Origin of the sequence: Hyunsoonleella rubra (genome assembly GCF_042684665.1) — a bacterium.
Classification (GTDB): Bacteria; Bacteroidota; Bacteroidia; order Flavobacteriales; family Flavobacteriaceae; genus Jejuia; species Jejuia rubra.
In genome coordinates, this window is the sequence record NZ_JBHULY010000016.1 from 49,164 (window position 1) to 69,030 (window position 19,867).

17 protein-coding genes are annotated in these 19,867 nt (G+C 38.7%); 8 read left to right on the forward strand and 9 right to left on the reverse strand.

What is annotated here, in order from left to right:
* The first annotated feature begins 7 nt into the window (after positions 1–7).
* From ACFSR8_RS08480 to argE, 5 genes are read left to right on the forward strand one after another with little or no spacing between them, the layout of a single operon-like run.
* Positions 8–1,369, forward strand: coding sequence for an exonuclease domain-containing protein (locus tag ACFSR8_RS08480; RefSeq protein ID WP_380291454.1), 1,362 nt, complete (start codon positions 8–10; stop codon positions 1,367–1,369).
* 5 nt (positions 1,370–1,374) lie between these two features.
* Positions 1,375–3,342, forward strand: coding sequence for a DUF3857 domain-containing protein (locus ACFSR8_RS08485; RefSeq protein ID WP_380291003.1), 1,968 nt, complete (start codon positions 1,375–1,377; stop codon positions 3,340–3,342).
* Positions 3,343–3,363: 21 nt separating this feature from the next.
* Positions 3,364–4,218: an ion transporter gene (locus ACFSR8_RS08490; RefSeq protein WP_380291005.1), complete on the forward strand. Its 855-nt coding sequence runs from the start codon at positions 3,364–3,366 to the stop codon at positions 4,216–4,218.
* Position 4,219: 1 nt separating this feature from the next.
* Positions 4,220–5,125: a tRNA (adenosine(37)-N6)-dimethylallyltransferase MiaA gene (gene miaA, locus ACFSR8_RS08495; protein ID WP_380291007.1), complete on the forward strand. Its 906-nt coding sequence runs from the start codon at positions 4,220–4,222 to the stop codon at positions 5,123–5,125.
* Positions 5,122–6,294 (forward strand): acetylornithine deacetylase, encoded by a 1,173-nt coding sequence (gene argE / locus ACFSR8_RS08500; protein WP_380291009.1) that lies wholly within the window; start codon positions 5,122–5,124, stop codon positions 6,292–6,294. The genes miaA and argE overlap by 4 nt, the downstream gene beginning before the upstream one ends.
* Positions 6,295–6,320: 26 nt before the next feature.
* Here argE and ACFSR8_RS08505 read toward each other — a convergent pair whose 3' ends face one another.
* Positions 6,321–7,070 carry an endonuclease/exonuclease/phosphatase family protein gene (locus tag ACFSR8_RS08505; protein WP_380291011.1) on the reverse strand — a complete coding sequence of 250 codons (750 nt, stop codon included), beginning with the start codon at positions 7,068–7,070 and terminating at the stop codon, positions 6,321–6,323.
* Positions 7,071–7,107: 37 nt separating this feature from the next.
* Here ACFSR8_RS08505 and ACFSR8_RS08510 point away from each other — a divergent pair, with 37 nt between their 5' ends.
* Positions 7,108–7,320 carry a hypothetical protein gene (locus ACFSR8_RS08510; RefSeq protein ID WP_380291013.1) on the forward strand — a complete coding sequence of 71 codons (213 nt, stop codon included), beginning with the start codon at positions 7,108–7,110 and terminating at the stop codon, positions 7,318–7,320.
* A gap of 43 nt (positions 7,321–7,363) precedes the next feature.
* Here ACFSR8_RS08510 and ACFSR8_RS08515 read toward each other — a convergent pair whose 3' ends face one another.
* The 6 genes from ACFSR8_RS08515 to ychF form a co-directional block, all read right to left on the reverse strand.
* Entirely contained in the window at positions 7,364–10,027 is a 2,664-nt protein-coding gene (locus ACFSR8_RS08515) for a DNA gyrase/topoisomerase IV subunit A (protein ID WP_380291015.1), read from the reverse strand.
* A gap of 9 nt (positions 10,028–10,036) precedes the next feature.
* Positions 10,037–10,168, reverse strand: a complete 132-nt coding sequence (locus ACFSR8_RS08520) for a hypothetical protein (protein ID WP_380291017.1) — start codon at positions 10,166–10,168, stop codon at positions 10,037–10,039.
* A gap of 99 nt (positions 10,169–10,267) precedes the next feature.
* Positions 10,268–12,118, reverse strand: coding sequence for a DNA topoisomerase IV subunit B (locus ACFSR8_RS08525; RefSeq protein WP_380291019.1), 1,851 nt, complete (start codon positions 12,116–12,118; stop codon positions 10,268–10,270).
* Positions 12,119–12,235: 117 nt separating this feature from the next.
* Positions 12,236–13,141 carry a DMT family transporter gene (locus ACFSR8_RS08530; RefSeq protein WP_380291021.1) on the reverse strand — a complete coding sequence of 302 codons (906 nt, stop codon included), beginning with the start codon at positions 13,139–13,141 and terminating at the stop codon, positions 12,236–12,238.
* 261 nt (positions 13,142–13,402) lie between these two features.
* Positions 13,403–13,915 (reverse strand): SRPBCC family protein, encoded by a 513-nt coding sequence (locus ACFSR8_RS08535; protein WP_380291023.1) that lies wholly within the window; start codon positions 13,913–13,915, stop codon positions 13,403–13,405.
* Between the two features lie 80 nt (positions 13,916–13,995).
* On the reverse strand, positions 13,996–15,090 hold the full coding sequence (ychF, locus tag ACFSR8_RS08540) for a redox-regulated ATPase YchF (RefSeq protein WP_380291025.1): 1,095 nt from the start codon (positions 15,088–15,090) through the stop codon (positions 13,996–13,998).
* Between the two features lie 133 nt (positions 15,091–15,223).
* Between ychF and ACFSR8_RS08545 the strand changes: the two genes are divergently transcribed.
* Positions 15,224–16,705: a carboxypeptidase-like regulatory domain-containing protein gene (locus ACFSR8_RS08545; protein ID WP_380291027.1), complete on the forward strand. Its 1,482-nt coding sequence runs from the start codon at positions 15,224–15,226 to the stop codon at positions 16,703–16,705.
* Between the two features lie 90 nt (positions 16,706–16,795).
* On the opposite strand, the gene ACFSR8_RS08550 is transcribed toward ACFSR8_RS08545, so the two are convergent.
* On the reverse strand, positions 16,796–17,890 hold the full coding sequence (locus ACFSR8_RS08550; RefSeq protein ID WP_380291029.1) for a glycoside hydrolase family 26 protein: 1,095 nt from the start codon (positions 17,888–17,890) through the stop codon (positions 16,796–16,798).
* Between the two features lie 242 nt (positions 17,891–18,132).
* Between ACFSR8_RS08550 and ACFSR8_RS08555 the strand changes: the two genes are divergently transcribed.
* On the forward strand, positions 18,133–18,528 hold the full coding sequence (locus ACFSR8_RS08555) for a hypothetical protein (RefSeq protein ID WP_380291031.1): 396 nt from the start codon (positions 18,133–18,135) through the stop codon (positions 18,526–18,528).
* A gap of 144 nt (positions 18,529–18,672) precedes the next feature.
* On the opposite strand, the gene ACFSR8_RS08560 is transcribed toward ACFSR8_RS08555, so the two are convergent.
* Positions 18,673–19,230 carry an REP-associated tyrosine transposase gene (locus tag ACFSR8_RS08560; protein WP_380291033.1) on the reverse strand — a complete coding sequence of 186 codons (558 nt, stop codon included), beginning with the start codon at positions 19,228–19,230 and terminating at the stop codon, positions 18,673–18,675.
* Between the last annotated feature and the right edge of the window lie 637 nt (positions 19,231–19,867).

Consider the following 19,867-nt stretch of genomic DNA (forward strand, 5'->3'; position numbering starts at 1 on the left):
TAACACCATTTACGCAATATTAGACATAGAAACCACTGGAGGCAAGTATAATGAGGAGGGCATAACCGAAATTGCCATCTACAAATATGACGGCCATCAGGTGGTGGATCAATTTATCAGCCTTATCAATCCTGAAAGGGAAATTCAACCGTTTGTAGTGAATCTTACAGGCATCAATAGCAGTATGTTGCGCAATGCTCCAAAGTTTTATGAGGTAGCAAAACGCATCGTAGAAATTACGTCAGACTGCATCTTAGTGGCGCATAATGCCCAATTCGATTATAGAATTCTCCGTACTGAATTTAGCCGATTGGGGTTTGAGTATGAGCGAAAATCCCTTTGTACCGTGCAACTGGCGAAACATTTAATTCCAGGGCAACCTTCTTATAGTTTAGGCAAATTGGTGCGTTCCCTCGGGATCCCCGTCGCAGACCGACATCGTGCATCCGGCGATGCCCAGGCTACTGTTAAACTATTCAAAATGCTTCTGGATAAGGACACAAAAAAAAATATTGTCCAAAACAGTGTCAGCCTTAATCCAAAACGTCAATTGGAACCAAAGCATATTGATATTATTGCTGAACTACCAACCATAACGGGAGTATACTACATCCACAAGGAAGACGGCGAAATTATCTATATCGGCAAGAGCAAGAATATCAAAAACCGTATCAACCAGCATTTTACAAGTACGAGTCCAAAATCCAAAAAACTTCAAGCTCTGGTAACGGCTGTAACGTATGAAGCAACAGGAAGTGAATTGGTGGCTCTTCTTAAGGAAAGCGAGGAAATCAAGAAAAATAAACCGATTTTAAACAGGGCACTAAGGCGCACGAGTTTCACCCATGGTTTGTTCAGCTACACAGATAATAATAATTACATTAATTTAAAGATTGAAGTGGTAAACGGCAAAAGCAAACCAATTACTACCTTTAGTAATAGGCAAAGTGGCAAAAGCTTTATGACTCGAGCCTTGGAGGATTATAACTTATGCCAGAAACTTATTGGACTTTACAATAGCCAATCAAGTTGTTTTAATTACGAAATAAAAGCCTGTGAAGGTGCTTGTTTGGGTATAGAGCCTCCCGATGATTACAACAAACGTGTGCTTTCCTTAATAGAGAAAAGCAGTTATGACAATAAAAATGTGGTACTTATTGACAAGGGGCGCGATATTGACGAGCGCAGTGCTATATTAATTAAAGACGGCGTATTCCAAGGTCTAGGCTTCTTCAATTTAAACTATCAAATTAATAACCTTGAGATTCTCGAATCCATCATTACCCCCATGCAAAACAATCGGGATACCCAACACATTATCCAAAGTTACTTAAGGCGCAATAAAAAAATAAAACAATTAATTTTTTGACAAAAATGTTAAAACAAATCCTACTGCTCCTCTCCATTGCCTGTAGTTCCATTTTAAATTCTCAACCATTAGAAAAAGATCCCGTTTTTAAGGTTTCATTGCCCGATATCAAGCTGAAATCATATGAAAAGGATTCAACGGCCAACGCTTTAGTACTCTATGAATATGGAAAAAGCTATGTTGATAGACAGGATTACGATCTAAGAACTAACATAATGCGCAAGATTAAAATTTTTAATAAAGAGGGTTTTGATAAAGCTAATGTTACTATTTATTTATACAAAGGCAATAATGGTAATTATGAAAGAGTGGATGATATTTTTGGCACCACCTATACTTTGGTAGATGGTACAGTAAAAACAACTGAATTAGACCCCAAGGATGTTTATCGTGAAGAATACAATGAGAATTATACAATAGTAAAATTTACATTACCTAATATTCAGGAGGGTTCTGTAATTACATACCGTTACACATTACGCTCGCCGTATATGCGAAAATATCATGGTTGGGAGTTTCAAGGTGACATCCCAAAGCAATATAGCGAATACAATACAAGCATACCTGGCAATTGGCTGTACCATATTAAACTCTCAGGAGGAAAAAAGTTAAGCACCAACGATATGAATATAGAAAAAAGGTGCTTAGAAATGTATAATGGTGCCTTTGCAGATTGTAGCATTGGAAAGTATGTGATGAAAGATATACCTGCTTTTATTGAAGAAGACTACATGACCGTAAAACAGGATTATCTCGCAAGAATTGATTACGAACTGGAGACCTTTAGAGGAATGGATGGCACGATAACACACTACACTAAAACATGGAAAGATGTTGATAAAGAACTACGTTCAGAAAAAGATATCGGAAGGCAAATAAAAAAATCGGTCGATATTGAAGAATTGCTGAATTTAGATATATTAAATGAAACAGACCAGTTAAAAAAAGCCAAAGGCATTTACAATTACGTGCAGAACAACTACACATGGGATGAATCTTTTCATATTTTCAAAGACGTATCTATACGAAATATCATAAAAGATAGATCTGGTAATGTTGGCGCAATTAATATTTTACTTCACAACTTACTTAGGGAGAGTGGCATTGATGTTAAACCCGTATTTTTATCAACTCGCGGCCACGGGCGAGCTACAAAATTATATCCGGTACTTACTGACTTTAACTACCTAATTGTTCAGGCAACAATTGATAACGATACTTATTTATTGGATGCCACAGACAAATTTTTATCCTTTGGCCAAATTCCCTTTAGGTGCCTTAATCAATTTGGCCGTTTGGTTGATTTTAAAAATGGTAGTACTTGGATAGATATTAAACCCAGAACTCAATCATCAACACTTTATAGTCTTAAACTTCACTTTGATGATGAAGAAAATCTGACAGGCACTGTAAATACCAGAACAACAGGTTACCACGCACTGGGTTCAAGAAAAGCCTATTTTCCAAATCCGGACAATTACGTATCCGAATTGGATGAAAGTAACGAGGATATTGTTATTTCCGATTTTTCTATTAAAAACTCCACAAAAACAAGCCCTCAATTTTCCGAAACATATAGGATTAACTACCAAGCTGAAGATATTTCCGAAACCATATACTTAAACCCATTTTTATTTCCATTTTTTAAGGAAAACCCATTCAAATTACAAGAGCGAACTTATCCGATAGATTTTGGGTATAAAGATAAATATGTGTATATGTTAAATTTAGACCTGGGTGATGTTTATGAAGTTATTGAGATGCCAAAAAAAACAAGATTGGCTTTACCCAATAAAACAGGAGATTTAAACTTCTCTGCACGTTTAATTGGCAATAAAATCAATCTGATATTTAACCTAAGTTTTAACGAGGCCATTTATCCTCCCGATTATTACCCCTATCTTAAGGAATTGATGAGTAGCGTCGTGAATACACAAACAAACTCATTAATAGTACTCAAAAAGAAATCATAAATCTTTATTACATTTGAAGTGATGGTCAAAACCAACTCTAAAAATAATTGGCGCACGAAACTTCATGACATTATTTATGAAGCCGATACTCCTTCAGGGAAGCTTTTTGATGTGATTCTTTTTATCGCCATCATCGCCAGTATCATTTTGGTGATGCTGGAGAGTATTAAAAGCTTTGATGAAAAATATCACGACTTTTTAAACATATCGGAGTGGGTCATCACCATATTATTCAGTATCGAATACATTGCAAGGATCATCACCGTAAAAAAGCCTTGGCGCTATGTATTTAGTTTTTATGGCATTGTAGATTTGCTGTCCACCATCCCAAAATATATTTCCTTGCTGTTCGGGGGCATACATGCTTTGGCAGCGCTTAGGGCGTTACGGTTATTGCGTATCTTCAGGATATTAAAATTGGCCAGATATTTAGGTGCTTCTAATTTGCTGATGTCGGCCATTCGTTCAAGTAGGGCAAAAATATCTGTATTCCTTTTCGCGGTACTTATTTTATGCATCATTTTTGGTACGCTAATGTACCTTATCGAAGGCGAGGAAAGTGGGTTTAGCAGTATTCCCGTTAGTGTGTATTGGTGTATTGTAACGCTTACAACAGTTGGTTTTGGAGACATTGCACCCGTTACTCCTTTAGGTCAGTTTATTGCTGCATTGATAATGATATTGGGTTATGGTATTATTGCCGTTCCCACGGGAATTGTCTCCGCCGAATATACCGCCCAGGGGAAAAAAATTAACCCTGGCCCAGATCCAAAAGTAGCCCTAAATTCCAAATCCTGTGAAAACTGCTTGGCCGAAAATCATCACGACAAAGCAGATTATTGTTATAATTGCGGGGAGCGGTTGTATGGTTCTTAAAATGAAAAAGCACCTCATCTCTGTTATCGGCCCAACTGCCATCGGCAAAACCGCGCTAAGTATTAAACTGGCGCAACATTTTGGTACTGAAATCATTTCTGCGGATTCCCGGCAGTTTTTTAAGGAAATGCATATCGGCACGGCCGCGCCAACCCCAGAAGAGTTACAACAAGCCAAACATCATTTTGTCCATCATAAATCCATCATGGAAGATTACAATGTCGGGGCTTTTGAAAGGGATGCCATCGACCGGCTAAATCAACTTTTTCAGAACTACGATGTGGTAATAATGGTTGGCGGGTCAGGTTTGTATGTTGATGCCGTCACCAAAGGTTTGGACGATTTTCCAAATGTGGACGCCTCTATTAGGGATACTTTAAATAAAGAATTTCAGGAAAAAGGGCTACCCTACTTACAGGACCGACTAAAGGATTTAGATCGTAAAAGCTATGACACCATTGCCATTGACAACCCCCATCGGGTCATTCGGGCATTGGAAGTTAGTATTGGTACTGGGAAAACCTACTCTTCGTTTTTGAATAGGGCGAAAAATGATAGGCCATTCGAAACCATTAGTATTGGCCTAATGGCAGAAAGACAGGTTATTTATGACCGCATTAACCAACGGGTGGACTTAATGATAAAAGATGGTCTGTTGGAAGAGGTGAAACAACTTTTACCTTATAAGGATTTGAACGCACTAAACACGGTAGGCTACAAAGAATTGTTCAACTACTTGGATGGGGAGTGGACGCTGGATTTTGCCATTTCGGAAATAAAAAAGAATACCAGACGTTTTGCAAAACGACAGCTAACATGGTTCAAAAAGAACGAAAACACCTGTTGGTTTGACTATACCGCCGACCTATCCCAAATTATTAAAGGTATTGAAGCCCAAATAAAATGACAACAGAACGGATTCTTTCAAAATTAGTAGCATTCCCAGTGTTAGGCGGGCAGAGCAATTTATCCATCATCCATTGGATAAAAGACTATATAGAATCCTTCGGTGTGGACTGTACTTTAGTGCCAAATCCAGAAGGCACCAAAGCTTCATTACATTGCAGAATTGGGCCTTCGGTAGAAGGCGGGATCATCCTTTCTGGACATACAGATGTTGTACCCGTTGAAGGCCAGGATTGGGATACGGATCCTTTTGCATTAACGGATAAAGGTGATGGCAAACTTTATGGGCGGGGCGCTTGCGATATGAAAGGTTTTATTGCTTGTTGTCTAAGCGTTTTGCCAAAAATGGTTAAAGCTGATTTAAAAAAGCCTATTTATTTCGCCTTGTCCTACGATGAGGAAATTGGCTGTCTTTCCGCGCCTGAACTAATTGAACATTTAAAACGGCACTATCCCGAAACCCCGAAGTACGCCATCATTGGGGAACCTTCTTTGTTGCAGCCCATTATCGGACACAAGGGCATTTGCCTATACACCACAAAAGTGAATGGATCGGCTGGGCATAGTAGCCGTATCCTTCAAGAAGTAAGTGCCGTGCATGAAGCGGCAAGACTCATTTTATGGTTGGAGGACAAAATGAACGAATTGGTGGCTTCTGGAAATACCGACGAACGTTTTACACCACCCCACTCCTCCTTGCATACGGGAGTAATCCATGGCGGTATTGCCCCAAATGTGATTGCCGATAAAGCCTATTTTTCCTGGGATGCAAGGGTGATTCCTAACGATAATTTAACTGAAATCGTGGAAGCATTTTATTCGCATTGCGACAAGCGCATGGCTGAACTCAAACACGTTTTTCCAGATTTTAAAATTGAAACTGAAGAAGTGCATCCGCCTGTGGCCAGTTTTGATAGTAAAACCGATAGCGACATTGTAAAGTTGTTTGGCAAAATAAATAGCAATACCAATTTTGATACCGTGGCCTACGCTTCTGAAGCGGGTCAGTACAATCTGGCTGGATTGCAAAGTATAATTTGTGGCCCTGGGTCCATTAAGCAGGCACATCGACAAAATGAGTTTATTGCCAAATCGGAATTGGAAAATTATGTAGCACTGCTCGAGAGGTTAATTTCTTTGTTTTCCTCTGAAACCATCTTAGAGTTTTAAAATTCATCGAACTCTCAAATCATACATCAATCCAATTTGAGATGGGTCAAAATCGGCTCATGGTCAGATAAATTTACCTTAAAATTTTTGTGAGAAACGACATCAATCGAAGGATCCACCAAAACAAAATCAATTCTAAAAGGGTAATTTGCAAATCTGTAAGTCGTCCCGATACCGCACCCAGCTTCAGTAAAAGTATCTTTTTTATCACCTCTCAACTTTCGATAGTTTTGTGAATAGGGATTACTATTGAAATCTCCCGCAATGATTACCCTACCATCAAATTTAACGGCATGCTCTAAAACGATTTTGACCTGTTCCTTTTGTTTTATCTGGCCATCTTTGATTTGCCCGAAAAATTTGCCGATATCCATCGTTTCATCAAAAATAAGCTGGTAGGATTGCAAATGGATATTGTAAATACGAACGATGGTTCCATCAATATCCACATCAGCATAAATTGTTTGGTTACGTGTATCAGGAAAGTCAATATAGCCTTTGTCTATAATAGGATATTTCGAATAAATCACCTGTAAGGTTTTTTCATAATTCGGCCTGTAACCCACGAAATAATGAGGATAATGCGAAAACCCTTCAAATTCAAATTTTGAAAATTCTTGAAAACAAACAATGTCCGGATTTTCACTTTTAACGAAATCAATTAACTTTTGAGCCTCGGGCACGTTTCTAAAATCTTCAGTAGAGGAAAAATTATTAGCGTTAAAACACATAAAACTAATAGCACCACTCTCCTCCGTTTCGTCAAAATAATTCAATTGCAAAGGGGATTTGAAAAACAAAAAAAATAGGGATATGGCAAAAAGATGCATCAAGGCATACTTGCCTCTTTTCATCAACCAAAATAACCCTATGAGTATATTCAATAGGAATAAAACTGGTAATGACAAGGAGAGCAAAAAAGAAAACGTACTCAACGTAAAATATGAAAAAATAATGGCTAAAATAAGAAGCAAGGCTAATACCATCGAAGCCCTTTTACAGATCTTGCTCCTACCAAATCCTTGAACAGAAGTCTTCATAGGTGTTAGAAACGACATCGAAACTTCACTTAAAATAAGGTAATCTGCCCTTCATCATCAATTTCATGGTCGGATTCACCTTTCCGAGGTGTTCCGGATGTATTATCGGTCGTCTCTGTTGGAGATTCACTGGAAACCTCCATTTCATCGACCACTTCTAAATCATCTGCATGCACTTCCTCGGGAGCTTCATAGGGCAAAGGCTCCAATAGATTGATTTGATTGATTTTATCCTTAGTGAGCTGATTCCCCATGGCCGAAATACCCTTGATATCGATGAACTCTTCAAGGTTAACCTCGAGATTATCCTTTCTATCTTTGCCTCTTTCTTTGGCAAAAACGACTTCCGCCATAGGTTTCCAATCCGTAGAAACGATTTCTAATTGCGAATTCGGATGGTCAGAAATAAAGGATTCCTCTCTGCCTTCGTTCTCAATCAAGAACCGCTTTACATAATACAATTCTTTTTCACCGTTGAAATATATAGCCGAAATGGGCTTTTTAGGCACCCATTTTTCAAGTACTATCATATCACTACCAAAATGCATAGTAACCTCGGGAGTAACAGTTTTCGCAACTCCTGACTGATTAATAATCAGTAACTTATCCTCTCCCCTGAATTCACCTATCAACTCTCCTCTTCCATCCACATTTATGCGTTGCACGGTATCATCAAACCAAATCTTTCTGGGTTTTAAAGTGGACACACCTTTTTCTTTCAATTCCACTCGTTTTACGGGGTATTTTGTGACCAAATTCCCTTTGGACGCACGGCCTTTAATCAAGATATCTGCAAAATCAATATCCCATTTTAGCTTTTTGATACTTCCGGCTTGGCGTAAATTTATGGCAACCACTTCGGCCTCACCGTTGGGGTTAGCTGAAAAATATAATACCAACGAACCTTTATTGCCATTGGTCAAATCATAATCCCTGTCCCTGGTGATACTGGTGACCGCAAAACGCTTGATATAAGATGGCCCTTTCCTCCCATCCCGATAAATCATATTGTAGATGGTGCGCTTGTCTTTCTTTTTGAATACCGCAACATGAATGATATCCTTGCCCACAAAGGTTTTGGAATCTACTTTGGTCACCATCATTTTACCTTCTTTAGTGAACACAATGATGTCGTCAATGTCACTGCAATCTCCCACATACTCATCCCTTCTCAAAGATGTCCCCACAAAACCTTCTTCCCTGTTGACATAAAGTTTGGTATTTCGGATCACAACTTTTGTAGCATCAACATCATCAAATATCTTAATTTCAGTTTTGCGTTGGCGACCTTCACCATAGTCCTTTTTCAATCGTTGGAAATAGGCAATGGCATACTCAATCAAATGCTCCAAATGATGTTTTACCTCAGCAATTTGCTCTTCAAGCGCATCAATTTTCTGTTGTGCCTTATCAATATCAAATTTAGAAATACGCTTGATACGAATTTCGGTTAGGCGCACAATATCGTCTTCGGTAACCGCTCGTTTTAAATGCTTAATATGTGGTTTCAACCCTTTATCAATAGCCGAAATAACACCTTCCCAAGTTTCTTCTTCTTCAATATCGCGGTAAATTCGGTTTTCAATAAATATGCGTTCCAATGAAGCAAAGTGCCACTGTTCCTCAAACTCTCCGAGTTTGATTTCCAATTCCTGTTTTAGAAGCTGAACGGTATTATCCGTAGAGCGGCGCAACATTTCTGAAACGCCAATAAACAAAGGCTTATTCTCTTCAATAACACAGCCCAATGGTGAAATAGACGATTCACAACTGGTAAAAGCATATAAGGCATCAATGGTTTTATCAGGCGATAATCCTGATGGCAGATGCACTAAAATTTCAACCTCGGCGGCGGTATTGTCCTCTATTTTCTTAATCTTTATTTTTCCCTTATCGTTGGCCTTTAAAATCGAATCGATTAATGAGGACGTGGTAGTTCCAAAAGGCAATTCGGTAATGACCAAAGTGTTTTTGTCCAACTGGGAAATTTTAGCACGAACACGAACCTTTCCACCACGATTGCCATCATTGTAATTTGAGAAGTCGGCAATACCCCCAGTTGGGAAATCCGGTAAAATGGTGAAGCGTTTCCCCTGTAAATGCTTTATAGAAGCATCAATAAGTTCAATAAAATTGTGCGGTAAAATTTTTGTAGACAACCCAACGGCAATACCCTCGCCTCCTTGTGCCAAAAGCAAAGGAAACATTACGGGAAGATTTATGGGCTCTTTCCGACGGCCGTCGTAACTCGCTTGCCATTCCGTAATTTTCGGATTGTAAACTACATCTAATGCAAACTTTGAAAGTCGTGCCTCAATATACCTGGACGCCGCCGCACTATCACCAGTTAAAATATTTCCCCAGTTTCCTTGGGTATCAATCAGAAGGTCCTTTTGCCCAATCTGGACCATGGCATCGGCAATACTTGCATCACCATGTGGATGGTACTGCATGGTATGGCCCACAATATTTGCCACCTTATTATAGCGTCCATCATCCAGATCCTTCATGGAGTGCATGATACGACGCTGCACAGGCTTAAATCCATCCTCAATAGCCGGTACGGCACGCTCCAAAATAACGTACGAGGCATAATCTAAAAACCAATCCTTGTACATACCCGTCACACGGGTAATGGTTTCTTGGGGCTCTTCGTTATGTTCGTTTGTTAATTCGTCACCTTCTTCAATCATCCAGCAATTTTATTTTTTTGGCGTTCCGTTAAGCTTTACTTTGCCTTTTCTTTGTAATCTATGCACTTGTTCGCTTGTGGTATGGATATAAAGGTGTGCATAAGACCGCTTTCCATATTCTTTTTCTTTGGAATATAACATCTTAAATTCAGTTTGATTTGACCATCTAAAGTTAATCATCAGAACCCTTAAAAACAAATGTTTTCAAGGGTAGTTAAGCTTAAAATTATTAATATTCTCTTACTCAACCACATCCAATTCCACCTTCAAATTATCAATAATAAATTCCTGCCTCGAGGGGGTGTTTTTACCCATATAAAAGGCCAGTAATTCATCAATAGACATATTATCATCCAACATCACAGGGTCGAGTCGCATGTCCTCTCCAATAAAATGTTTGAACTCATCCGGGGATATTTCCCCCAACCCTTTAAATCGGGTAATCTCGGGCTTAGGTTTTAGTTTTTCTATGGCGTTTATGCGCTCCTCTTCCGAATAGCAATAAATGGTTTCCTTTTTGTTTCGAACCCTGAATAAGGGGGTTTGCAAAATGTACAAATGGCCTTCTTTGATGACCTCTGGGAAAAATTGCAAAAAGAAGGTAATCAATAACAAACGAATATGCATCCCGTCCACATCAGCATCTGTGGCTATCACAACATTATTATATCTTAAATCTTCGAGCGACTCCTCAATATTTAATGCGGCCTGCAATAAATTGAACTCCTCGTTTTCGTAAACGATTTTTTTACTCAAACCATAGCAGTTCAGAGGCTTTCCTTTTAAACTGAATACTGCCTGTGTGTTCACGTCTCTGGATTTGGTGATACTCCCCGAAGCCGAATCCCCCTCAGTAATAAACAAAGTAGTTTCAAGATTTCTTTCGTTTTTGGTATCCCCAAAATGCACACGACAATCCCTTAATTTCTTATTGTGCAGACTGGCTTTTTTAGCGCGGTCTCTAGCCAATTTTCGAATACCGGAAAGTTCCTTTCGTTCGCGTTCGGCCTGAAGAATTTTGCGTTGGATTTTCTCGGCCGTATCTGGATTTTTATGAAGATAATTATCGAGATTGGTCTTTACAAAATCATTGATATAAGTTCTGACCGTTGGATAATCCCCGCCCATATCGGTAGAGCCCAATTTGGTTTTTGTCTGACTTTCAAAAACAGGTTCCATCACCTTAATGGCGATGGCGCTCACTACCGACTTTCTGACGTCCGAAGCATCATAATTCTTTCCATAAAACTCACGAATGGTCTTTACCAAAGCTTCCCTAAAAGCGTTCAAATGTGTACCGCCCTGAGTGGTATTCTGTCCGTTTACAAAACTGTGGTATTCCTCACTATATTGGGTTTTACTGTGCGTTAGTGCTACTTCGATATCATTGCCCCGTAAATGGATAATGGGATATAACAAATCGGATTCGTTGATATTCTCAGACAACAAATCCTTCAACCCATTTTCACTATAATATTTCTCACCATTGAACACAACTGTCAAACCGGGGTTGAGATACACATAGTTTTTGAGCATCTTCACTACATATTCGCTCCGATACTTGTAATTTTTGAAGATGGTATCATCGGGAACAAAAGACACTTTTGTGCCCTTTCTTCGGCTGGTATCTTCTAATAATTCCTGATTGGTTAATGTACCCTGCTCAAATTCCGCAGAAGCGGACTTACCGTCCCGAGTAGATTCCACCCTGAAATAATTGGACAGCGCATTAACGGCCTTAGTACCCACACCATTTAATCCAACTGATTTTTTAAAGGCTTTGGAATCGTATTTGCCACCAGTATTCATTTTGGATACCACGTCCACCACCTTACCCAATGGAATTCCACGTCCATAATCGCGAACAATCACTTTGTTGCCCTGAATGGAGATTTCAATGGTCTTTCCCGCACCCATGACAAACTCGTCGATGGAGTTATCCAGCACCTCTTTTAAAAGAATATAAATCCCATCGTCGGGAGAAGAGCCATCACCGAGTTTACCTATATACATTCCCGGACGCATTCGGATATGCTCCTTCCAATCTAAGGAACGTATATTGTCTTCGGTATATTTGGTTGGTTCGGCCATAAAAACGGTGTAAAATTGTGAGATAGCACGCTAATATAGCATAACATATCAAATTATAAAACAGGCTTGGAACAAAGTAATTAACAATAAAAGTGGAATATTGTTGAGAACGTCACCCTAAGCCCTGCTTGAGGTTTTTAGGGAAATCAAAAGGATGCCAATGATAACTATCAATGCCCCAAACATTTGGAGCAAGCTAAACTGTTCATTCAGAAAAATTGCTGCCAAAACGATTGTAGAAATTGGCCCAATTCCAGCTATGATGGCAAAATTCGATGAGCTTATCATTTTTATCGAAGCGGAGACCAAATACGAGGGAATTACCGTGGCAAAAATGGCGATTAAAAATCCAAGCCCATAAACTTTCCAAGGATAATGAAACAGACTGAACCCTTGGCTAATTCCATAATGCAGAAACACGCATAAACAAGACACAATCATGGCATAGGATGTAAATTGCATCACACCAAATTTTGGAATTAGCCAGCCACTTCCGACCAAATAAGACGCATAGGTCAACGCACTTAATAGGATAAAAGCACCGCCCAATAAGGTATTATCCCCAGATATTTGGACTTCATCTCCAAATGCGAGGACAATTCCCAAATAGGTTATACCAATAGCGGCCATTTGCACCTTTGAAATTGGCTGTCTCAAAAAGAACCGGTTTAGCAAAAGGACTATCGTGGGGTACACAAACAAGATGATGCGCTCCAAACTAGCCTTAATATGCACCAAACCCAAAAAATCAAAATAACTTGCTAAATAATACCCCAAAAAACCGAAGAAGGCCAACCATAGCCAATCTTTTTTATTTAGCATTGTTCGCTCTGTTCGTCTGGCGGAAATAACGGCCAAAACTATATAAAACGGAAAGGAAAATACCATTCGAAGTAATAAAATTTCAATGGGATCGATCCCGTAGACATAAGCCAATTTTACCATAACGGCCTTTGAGGAAAACAGGATAATGCCTAGAATTCCAATTCCTATACCGTACCAAAATCGATTGGATTGTTGCATATAGCGAAAGTAGAAAGGTAATTCTAGGCGAGTATCTGAAAACAATTGAGATTACGATGCCCAAACTGCCCATTTGGCCAACTTCGTAATGCGAGTGTAAAAATTAATGTGCGAGTACGCTAAACAGGAATAGCATTACGGCAGCATCCTAAACCACGCAAGTTAAACCTTAACCTAAATCCCTTGAAAAGCTGATATAAACTATTGTAATGCTTCTAATCTGCGTAGGGCCTTAAACTGTTTCAAAAAAATGCGCGAATGTCAAAATTGCAAAATATGTTTTTGAAAGTCCCTACTTTTAGCACCCAATACATTTTCCATGTGCATACTTTCCGCACGTACTTTTAGAGCTGCATTCCTAGTTTTGATCAACCTAGACATATACCCCTTTAGGAAGATGCTATTAAACAATTTGCCCAATATACCATAGGGGGTTTCAAAAAACATCTTTTGAACCATTATTGTTTTCTGGCCTTCCTTATAAAATCTATGCTCGTGCAAATAAGATTTAAAAGCACCAAAAACCATCTCTACTATAAATAAATTCGGAGACTCAAAAGCTGTAACCTTGGTTGTGAAATGCTGTACAAAACCTAAATGCTTAGCCTCCCAACTTACCCACTCCCCAAGCTCCACCATGCCGGTAGTTTTTCCCGCAACGGGTATTTCGCCAGTGTGCTTGAGTGATTCCTTGTGAAAGTCTATGCTTCGTGCTAAATTGAAGCAGATCTTAATATCTGCAATGATTTCAGTCCGTATGGTTATATGGGACATCCTATATAGTCTATGAGTAAATAAGACTTCAAATATATACAAAATCTTACCTTACTAAAGAAAAATAAGAAAATTTTTAACTACACGTTAAAAAGAAAGTGCATTACATCCCCATCCTTAACCACATAGTTTTTACCTTCTACACGCATTTTTCCGGCTTCTTTTACTTTGGCTTCGCTACCGTAGCTGACATAGTCGTCATAAGAAATCACTTCGGCACGGATGAACCCTTTTTCAAAATCAGTATGGATCACACCGGCCGCCTGTGGCGCAGTGGCCCCAATATCCACCGTCCATGCCCGCACTTCTTTCACCCCAGCAGTAAAATAGGTTTGTTGATTCAATAACTTGTAAGCACCTCTAATTAATTTAGAAGACCCCGGTTCCTCCAAACCTATATCTTCCAAAAACATTTGGCGCTCATCGTAATCATCTAATTCGTTGATATCTGCTTCTGTGCCCACAGCCAAAACCAAAACCTCAGCATTTTCACCCTTAACGGTTTCTTTCACTTGCTCCACATACGCATTCCCCGAAACCGCTGCACCTTCATCAACATTGCATACGTACATCACTGGTTTGTCTGTAATAAATTGCAATGGCTTGACGTAGTCATTGTAATCGTCTTCACTAAAATCAAGAGCTCTGATGGAGCTCCCCGATTCCAGCCCTTCTTTGATTTTCAGCAAAACAGCTTCTTCTTTTTGAGCTTCTTTATTACCGGTTTTGGCCGCACGTTTTACTTTATCTAGCTTTTTTTCAGCAGTTTCCAGATCCTTCAGTTGGAGTTCCATATCAATAGTTTCCTTATCGCGGATGGGGTCGATACTGCCATCAACATGTACAATATTGTCATTGTCAAAACACCGCAATACATGCAAAATGGCATCCGTTTCTCGAATGTTTGCCAAAAACTGGTTGCCCAATCCTTCGCCTTTGCTCGCTCCTTTTACCAATCCGGCAATGTCCACAATTTCAACAGTAGCAGGAATCACACGCTCTGGATTTACCAAGGACTCCAATTTTTCCAACCTTGGGTCTGGCACGTTTACCACACCTATATTAGGCTCAATCGTACAAAACGGAAAATTGGCACTCTGCGCCTTCGCGTTGGACAAACAATTGAACAATGTTGACTTCCCCACATTTGGCAATCCTACAATACCTGCTTTCATTTTCCTTAGGAATTAGATTAAAGACTCAAGAACCAAGACTTTGATTTTTGCGATTGCAAATGTAATTAATTTCAGAATTAATTTTTGTAACAAAATCCAGCATTAATCGTTATGTTTACATAAAAATGTCTTAATGAAACAAATTTTAGTCCTTCTTAGTTTTTTTGCTTTCGTCAGCCTTGGTTTTTCCCAAAACCTAACGGCTAAACTCGTTGCGAAAAGCAATGGCAAACCCATCCCCTATGCCAATATTAAAACAGGCAAATATAGCGGGGTAATTTCCAACGATGAAGGCTATTTCACCATACATTCCCAAAATGACAATTCCAAAACCATCGAAATCACTTGCATGGGATTTGAAAGCAAAACCCTAAGCATTTCGGAAATCAAGAAATTGAATTTCATCATTGCGTTGAAAGATGCTATGAATCAATTAAACGAAGTTTTAATCACCAACAAAAGGCCTAATGCCGATGCCATCATTGAAAAAGTACGCTCCAAAATTTCGGAAAATTACGATAACGAACTCAATGCCTACAGTATTTTCCATAGGAATACGGACCGTGTTGATTTCAGGAATTTAGGGTTTGAAATAGAAAAGGCATCGCACGTCAAGAAAAAAAACATCAATGATGCCAACGCCTCCTTAGAAAAAATGGCCTCGGAAATTATTGCGAGCGACATGGTGCATTTCAAGGATTTTAAAGGTGAATTTTTCAATTTGAATACGGACAGTAGCAAAATTAAAGTCAGCAAAGCCACAAAATTGCTTGACTCTAAAAACAATTTTTCGATAGACGACGTTCAGAAGAAGACTCAAAATATTGTCCTTAAATACTTAGACACTACCATCACTTATAAATTGAAATCTGGGCTTTTTAAGATTGAAGACACCCTTTCTCTTACCGACGAGCAGTTTAAGGATTTTGAAAAGCAGGTATACAATATGCCCTATTTGAATAACGAATCGCGAAACCTGCTCAGAAAGGCCCAATTTTTTGAAGAATCCTTTTTGTCCAACGTGATCAATCCCAAATTATATGATTACACCTATGATGGGGCTGCCTTAAAAGACGGCAAGCTCTTTTATTTGATCGACTTTGAGCCCCGAAGGGGAAAATCAAAGTATGGGGGCAAACTGTACATCAGCGAAGCCGATTACGCCATCACAAGAATGGATTATGGATATTACAAAAACAGGCACGGACAAAAAGTGAACCTAAAACTGGTACTGGGTGTTAAATTTATAGCCAACGTTGACGAAGGCACCTTGCTATTTGAAAAAAACCAAAACGGCAAATACCATCCCAAGTACTTAAAGCAAACCACCGGGGCGTATTTTTATGTGAATAGAGATTTGAAATTTATTGAAAACAGCAGGGCCAGAAATAAAACGAACATCAACTTTAAAATTGAAGGCCAAAACCTGAACAAAGAAGAGCTTCTTTTTACGGCAAACGAAAAGTTGACGCTTGAAGGGTTTAAACTCATAAAACAGGACGACACGGTACCTTATACGCTATTGTCTTCTTTTGAAGAGACCATTTGGGGGAATGAAGATATTTTAGAGCCCACTTTGGAAATGAAGACTTTTGATGCCAGTGAGGACCAATAGAAATTCAAATCAAATCGGCAAAGAACCCCAAAACCTCATCCATGGCTTTAGAAAGTTCTTGAAAGGAATAAAATACTAAATCTTAGCATTTTACTCATACCCCAGTTGCTCAAAAAGCTTGGATGATGCCTTTAAATATTTATCCTTGTCCGTTTCCTTAAACCATGCTTTGGACACCAGCTCGTTATTGTAAAGCTTGGCATCTTTCCATTTGGAGAGCCCTTCTATATTAACCAAAGTCCAATCCTCATTAATAAAGCAAATCGCCTTGATGTTTTTTTCATAGACCAGTGAAAAGTAGTTGACAAACCAGTCGTCCCAAACTTTCGGGTTGTCCGCCTCAATACCAAAAATGGGGTTGGACTCGGCAATCATCACAGGTTTTTTATGTGCTTTGGCAAAATCCAAAACCGCTTCGCCTTCCTTGTTCAGTCCTGTTTTGGAATAGGCATGGCCAAAAATGGAAATGCCCACCCAGTCCACATAGTCATCTCCGGGATACCAATCGGATAGCGGATAATTTTTATAGGGCGCTGCAGCATAGGAATGCCACACATAAGCAATATTGTCCACGCCTTCGGCACGCAACACATCCACAATATGCCGATAGGCCCTAACATAGTCCTTGGGTTCCAATACATTATGCGGGCCGTCAAATTCGTAGCCAATACGGAGATATACCGGACGGTTTATCGTTTTAACCCAATTGGCGTAGCGTTTGATGACCGGATCGTAAATGCCGAGTATGGTGTTTTCGGTCACGCTCCATTTGCCCACCATCCACATAGCACTGTGCAACGCCGAATTTGGAAATTGGCTCACCAACATTTGATGATTTTGACTGGTACCAGTGCTGTTGGTATGTTTTTTTGTAACGCCAACAAACTCGGTAATAGCCCAATAAGCAGACCAGCCTCCCGGATTGGGCTGTTCAGGAAACTTGCGTTTATATTCTTTAATGCGCTGCTCGGTTTGCCCCATAATCAACAAAGTTTTGCCTGCAGGTGGTACAAACTTTGTTTTTTCATAGTCATACACATAGTTGGAATCCACTTCGGTTCTGATTTTGGACACCATGGCATCCTCAGTTTCATTTTGAGCAAGAACTGAGGATACTAAACAAAATGTGAATATCATGAAACTACATAAATAGCGGAATCGGTTGCGGTATGATATCGGCTTCATAGATTTTGATTTAAAACCTTAAAATACAATTTACAGGACAATTATACGAAGGGTTTTGGGTATGTATGGGAGGTGTATAGGGTAAAGCAGTTCATTAATCATAGTTTTTAGAAAAAAGCAATCCTTCTGAAAGCACACCAAAACAATAACATCCAATTATGTTATTTATAAAAAATATTAATGTATTTTTAAAAAATCATAAACTATAATTTCGTAATTTTAGAGGTGAAAATTTAAAAAAAATGAAAGAGATAATTAAATTATTCGTAATTGCGGTGCTGTTTTTGAGCACTGACTCTATTACTGCCCAAAGTGAAATCAGCGCAGATCAGCCTGAGTTTTATGTGAAAATCCTGAAGGAAATGCCATCACTGGATGCGTTTGGCGAACATAAATATACTGTATTAAAAAGTGAAGCTTCCACTTTTCGTGAAAGTGCAGAAGACAACCAAAAAAACCTTATGGATTACTACAAAAATATTATGAGAGAAATGCCGTCTTTGGACGCCTTTGGAGAGTATAAATATTACACATCCAATGCCGATGCAGTGGCATCGAGTGCATCACCTAGAGGCAAGGCAATAACCGAAGATTTTGACCAGAAAATTGTAGAAGAAATGCCGTCCTTACGTCGTTAATCCACTAGATTTTTTATATCGAAAGAAGCTGGGGCTTAAAACTATTTTAAGTTCCGGCTTTTTAGTTTTTAACACGGGAAAACGTTTTTAAATGCGCCTCTAAAACAAAAGAAGCTCAATTTAATGGGACGGATTATGTTTATCCTATCCCAAAAATCCTGTAACGTCCATCTCTAAAACGGTATGGTCCTCCTGGAAGTTTCTAGCACTTGAGTACTTCCAATCCTCGGCATTTTTTACAAAACCACTCACTACTGGATTATTGTGTATGTAATTTATTTTCTGTTTAATCACCTTTTGGCTCCATAACTCGATAGGCTTATTATGTTGCTGCCAGAATTGGTATTTGCTAGTGGTTGCGTTCTTTTTACCTGCTCTTTCAAACATCCATAACATCCACTCCTTTCTGCTTTCCTGTGGATTGTTTGCAATGGCTTCAATTACTTTTTTAGCCGTGTGTCGCTTAAAATCCCTCAACAAATCCGATGGCTGGCTATTGGCCGACCGAAATATAAAATGCACATGGCTTGGCATAAAACAATAACAATACAATTCCATTCCTTTTTCTGCTCTGCAATAGTTTACGCTATCCGCCAACACATCAAAATAGACTTGTCTTGTAAATACATCAATCCAATTTACAGTGGCAAAGCTTACAAAGTATAGGCCATCCTTGTTTTGGAATTTATAATTTCTGCTCATAGTGCCAATATAGCAAAAACCATTATATGCTACCGTTAGGTTGCAACTACTAGTTTCGTTAAAAGCAAAAACTTTATTTTTCTTTTCTTACTCTTACCGCCACTAGTTAGAAACTAGAAGTAATCAAAATAAAAAACCTCGATACGCTACCGCTAGCTTGCAGCTAGTGGTTTCTTTAAAACAAAAGCCTCTACATTATTGTAAAAGTTTTAATTTTCTTACTCTTTATATTACTCTTATGGCCACTAGTTGAAAACTAGCGGTAGCGAGGCAAATTCCAAGTACTGAAAAAGCGATGTGGAAACTAATTCCCAAAACCTAAATCAAATTCCTTAAAGAAAAGTTAAAACAAGTTTTACAATTGTTGTTCATCGAACAAAATCGTTCATTTTCTAAAAAAACGAACCCAATTTATAAATTTCAATTTTTAGATAATCGAAAAATAAAGCATTTAATCGGTAAAATTTTTCAAAAATATTCATTTCATCGAAAAAAGATTACGTAATTTATGTAGAACATCGAAAAAATAAAACCACACACCGATAATGTAATTTTTTAAACTAATTTTAATAACATAATTAATTCATTAAAACCCTTATCTATAATGAACAAAAAATCGAAAAATCGGCTGTTAATT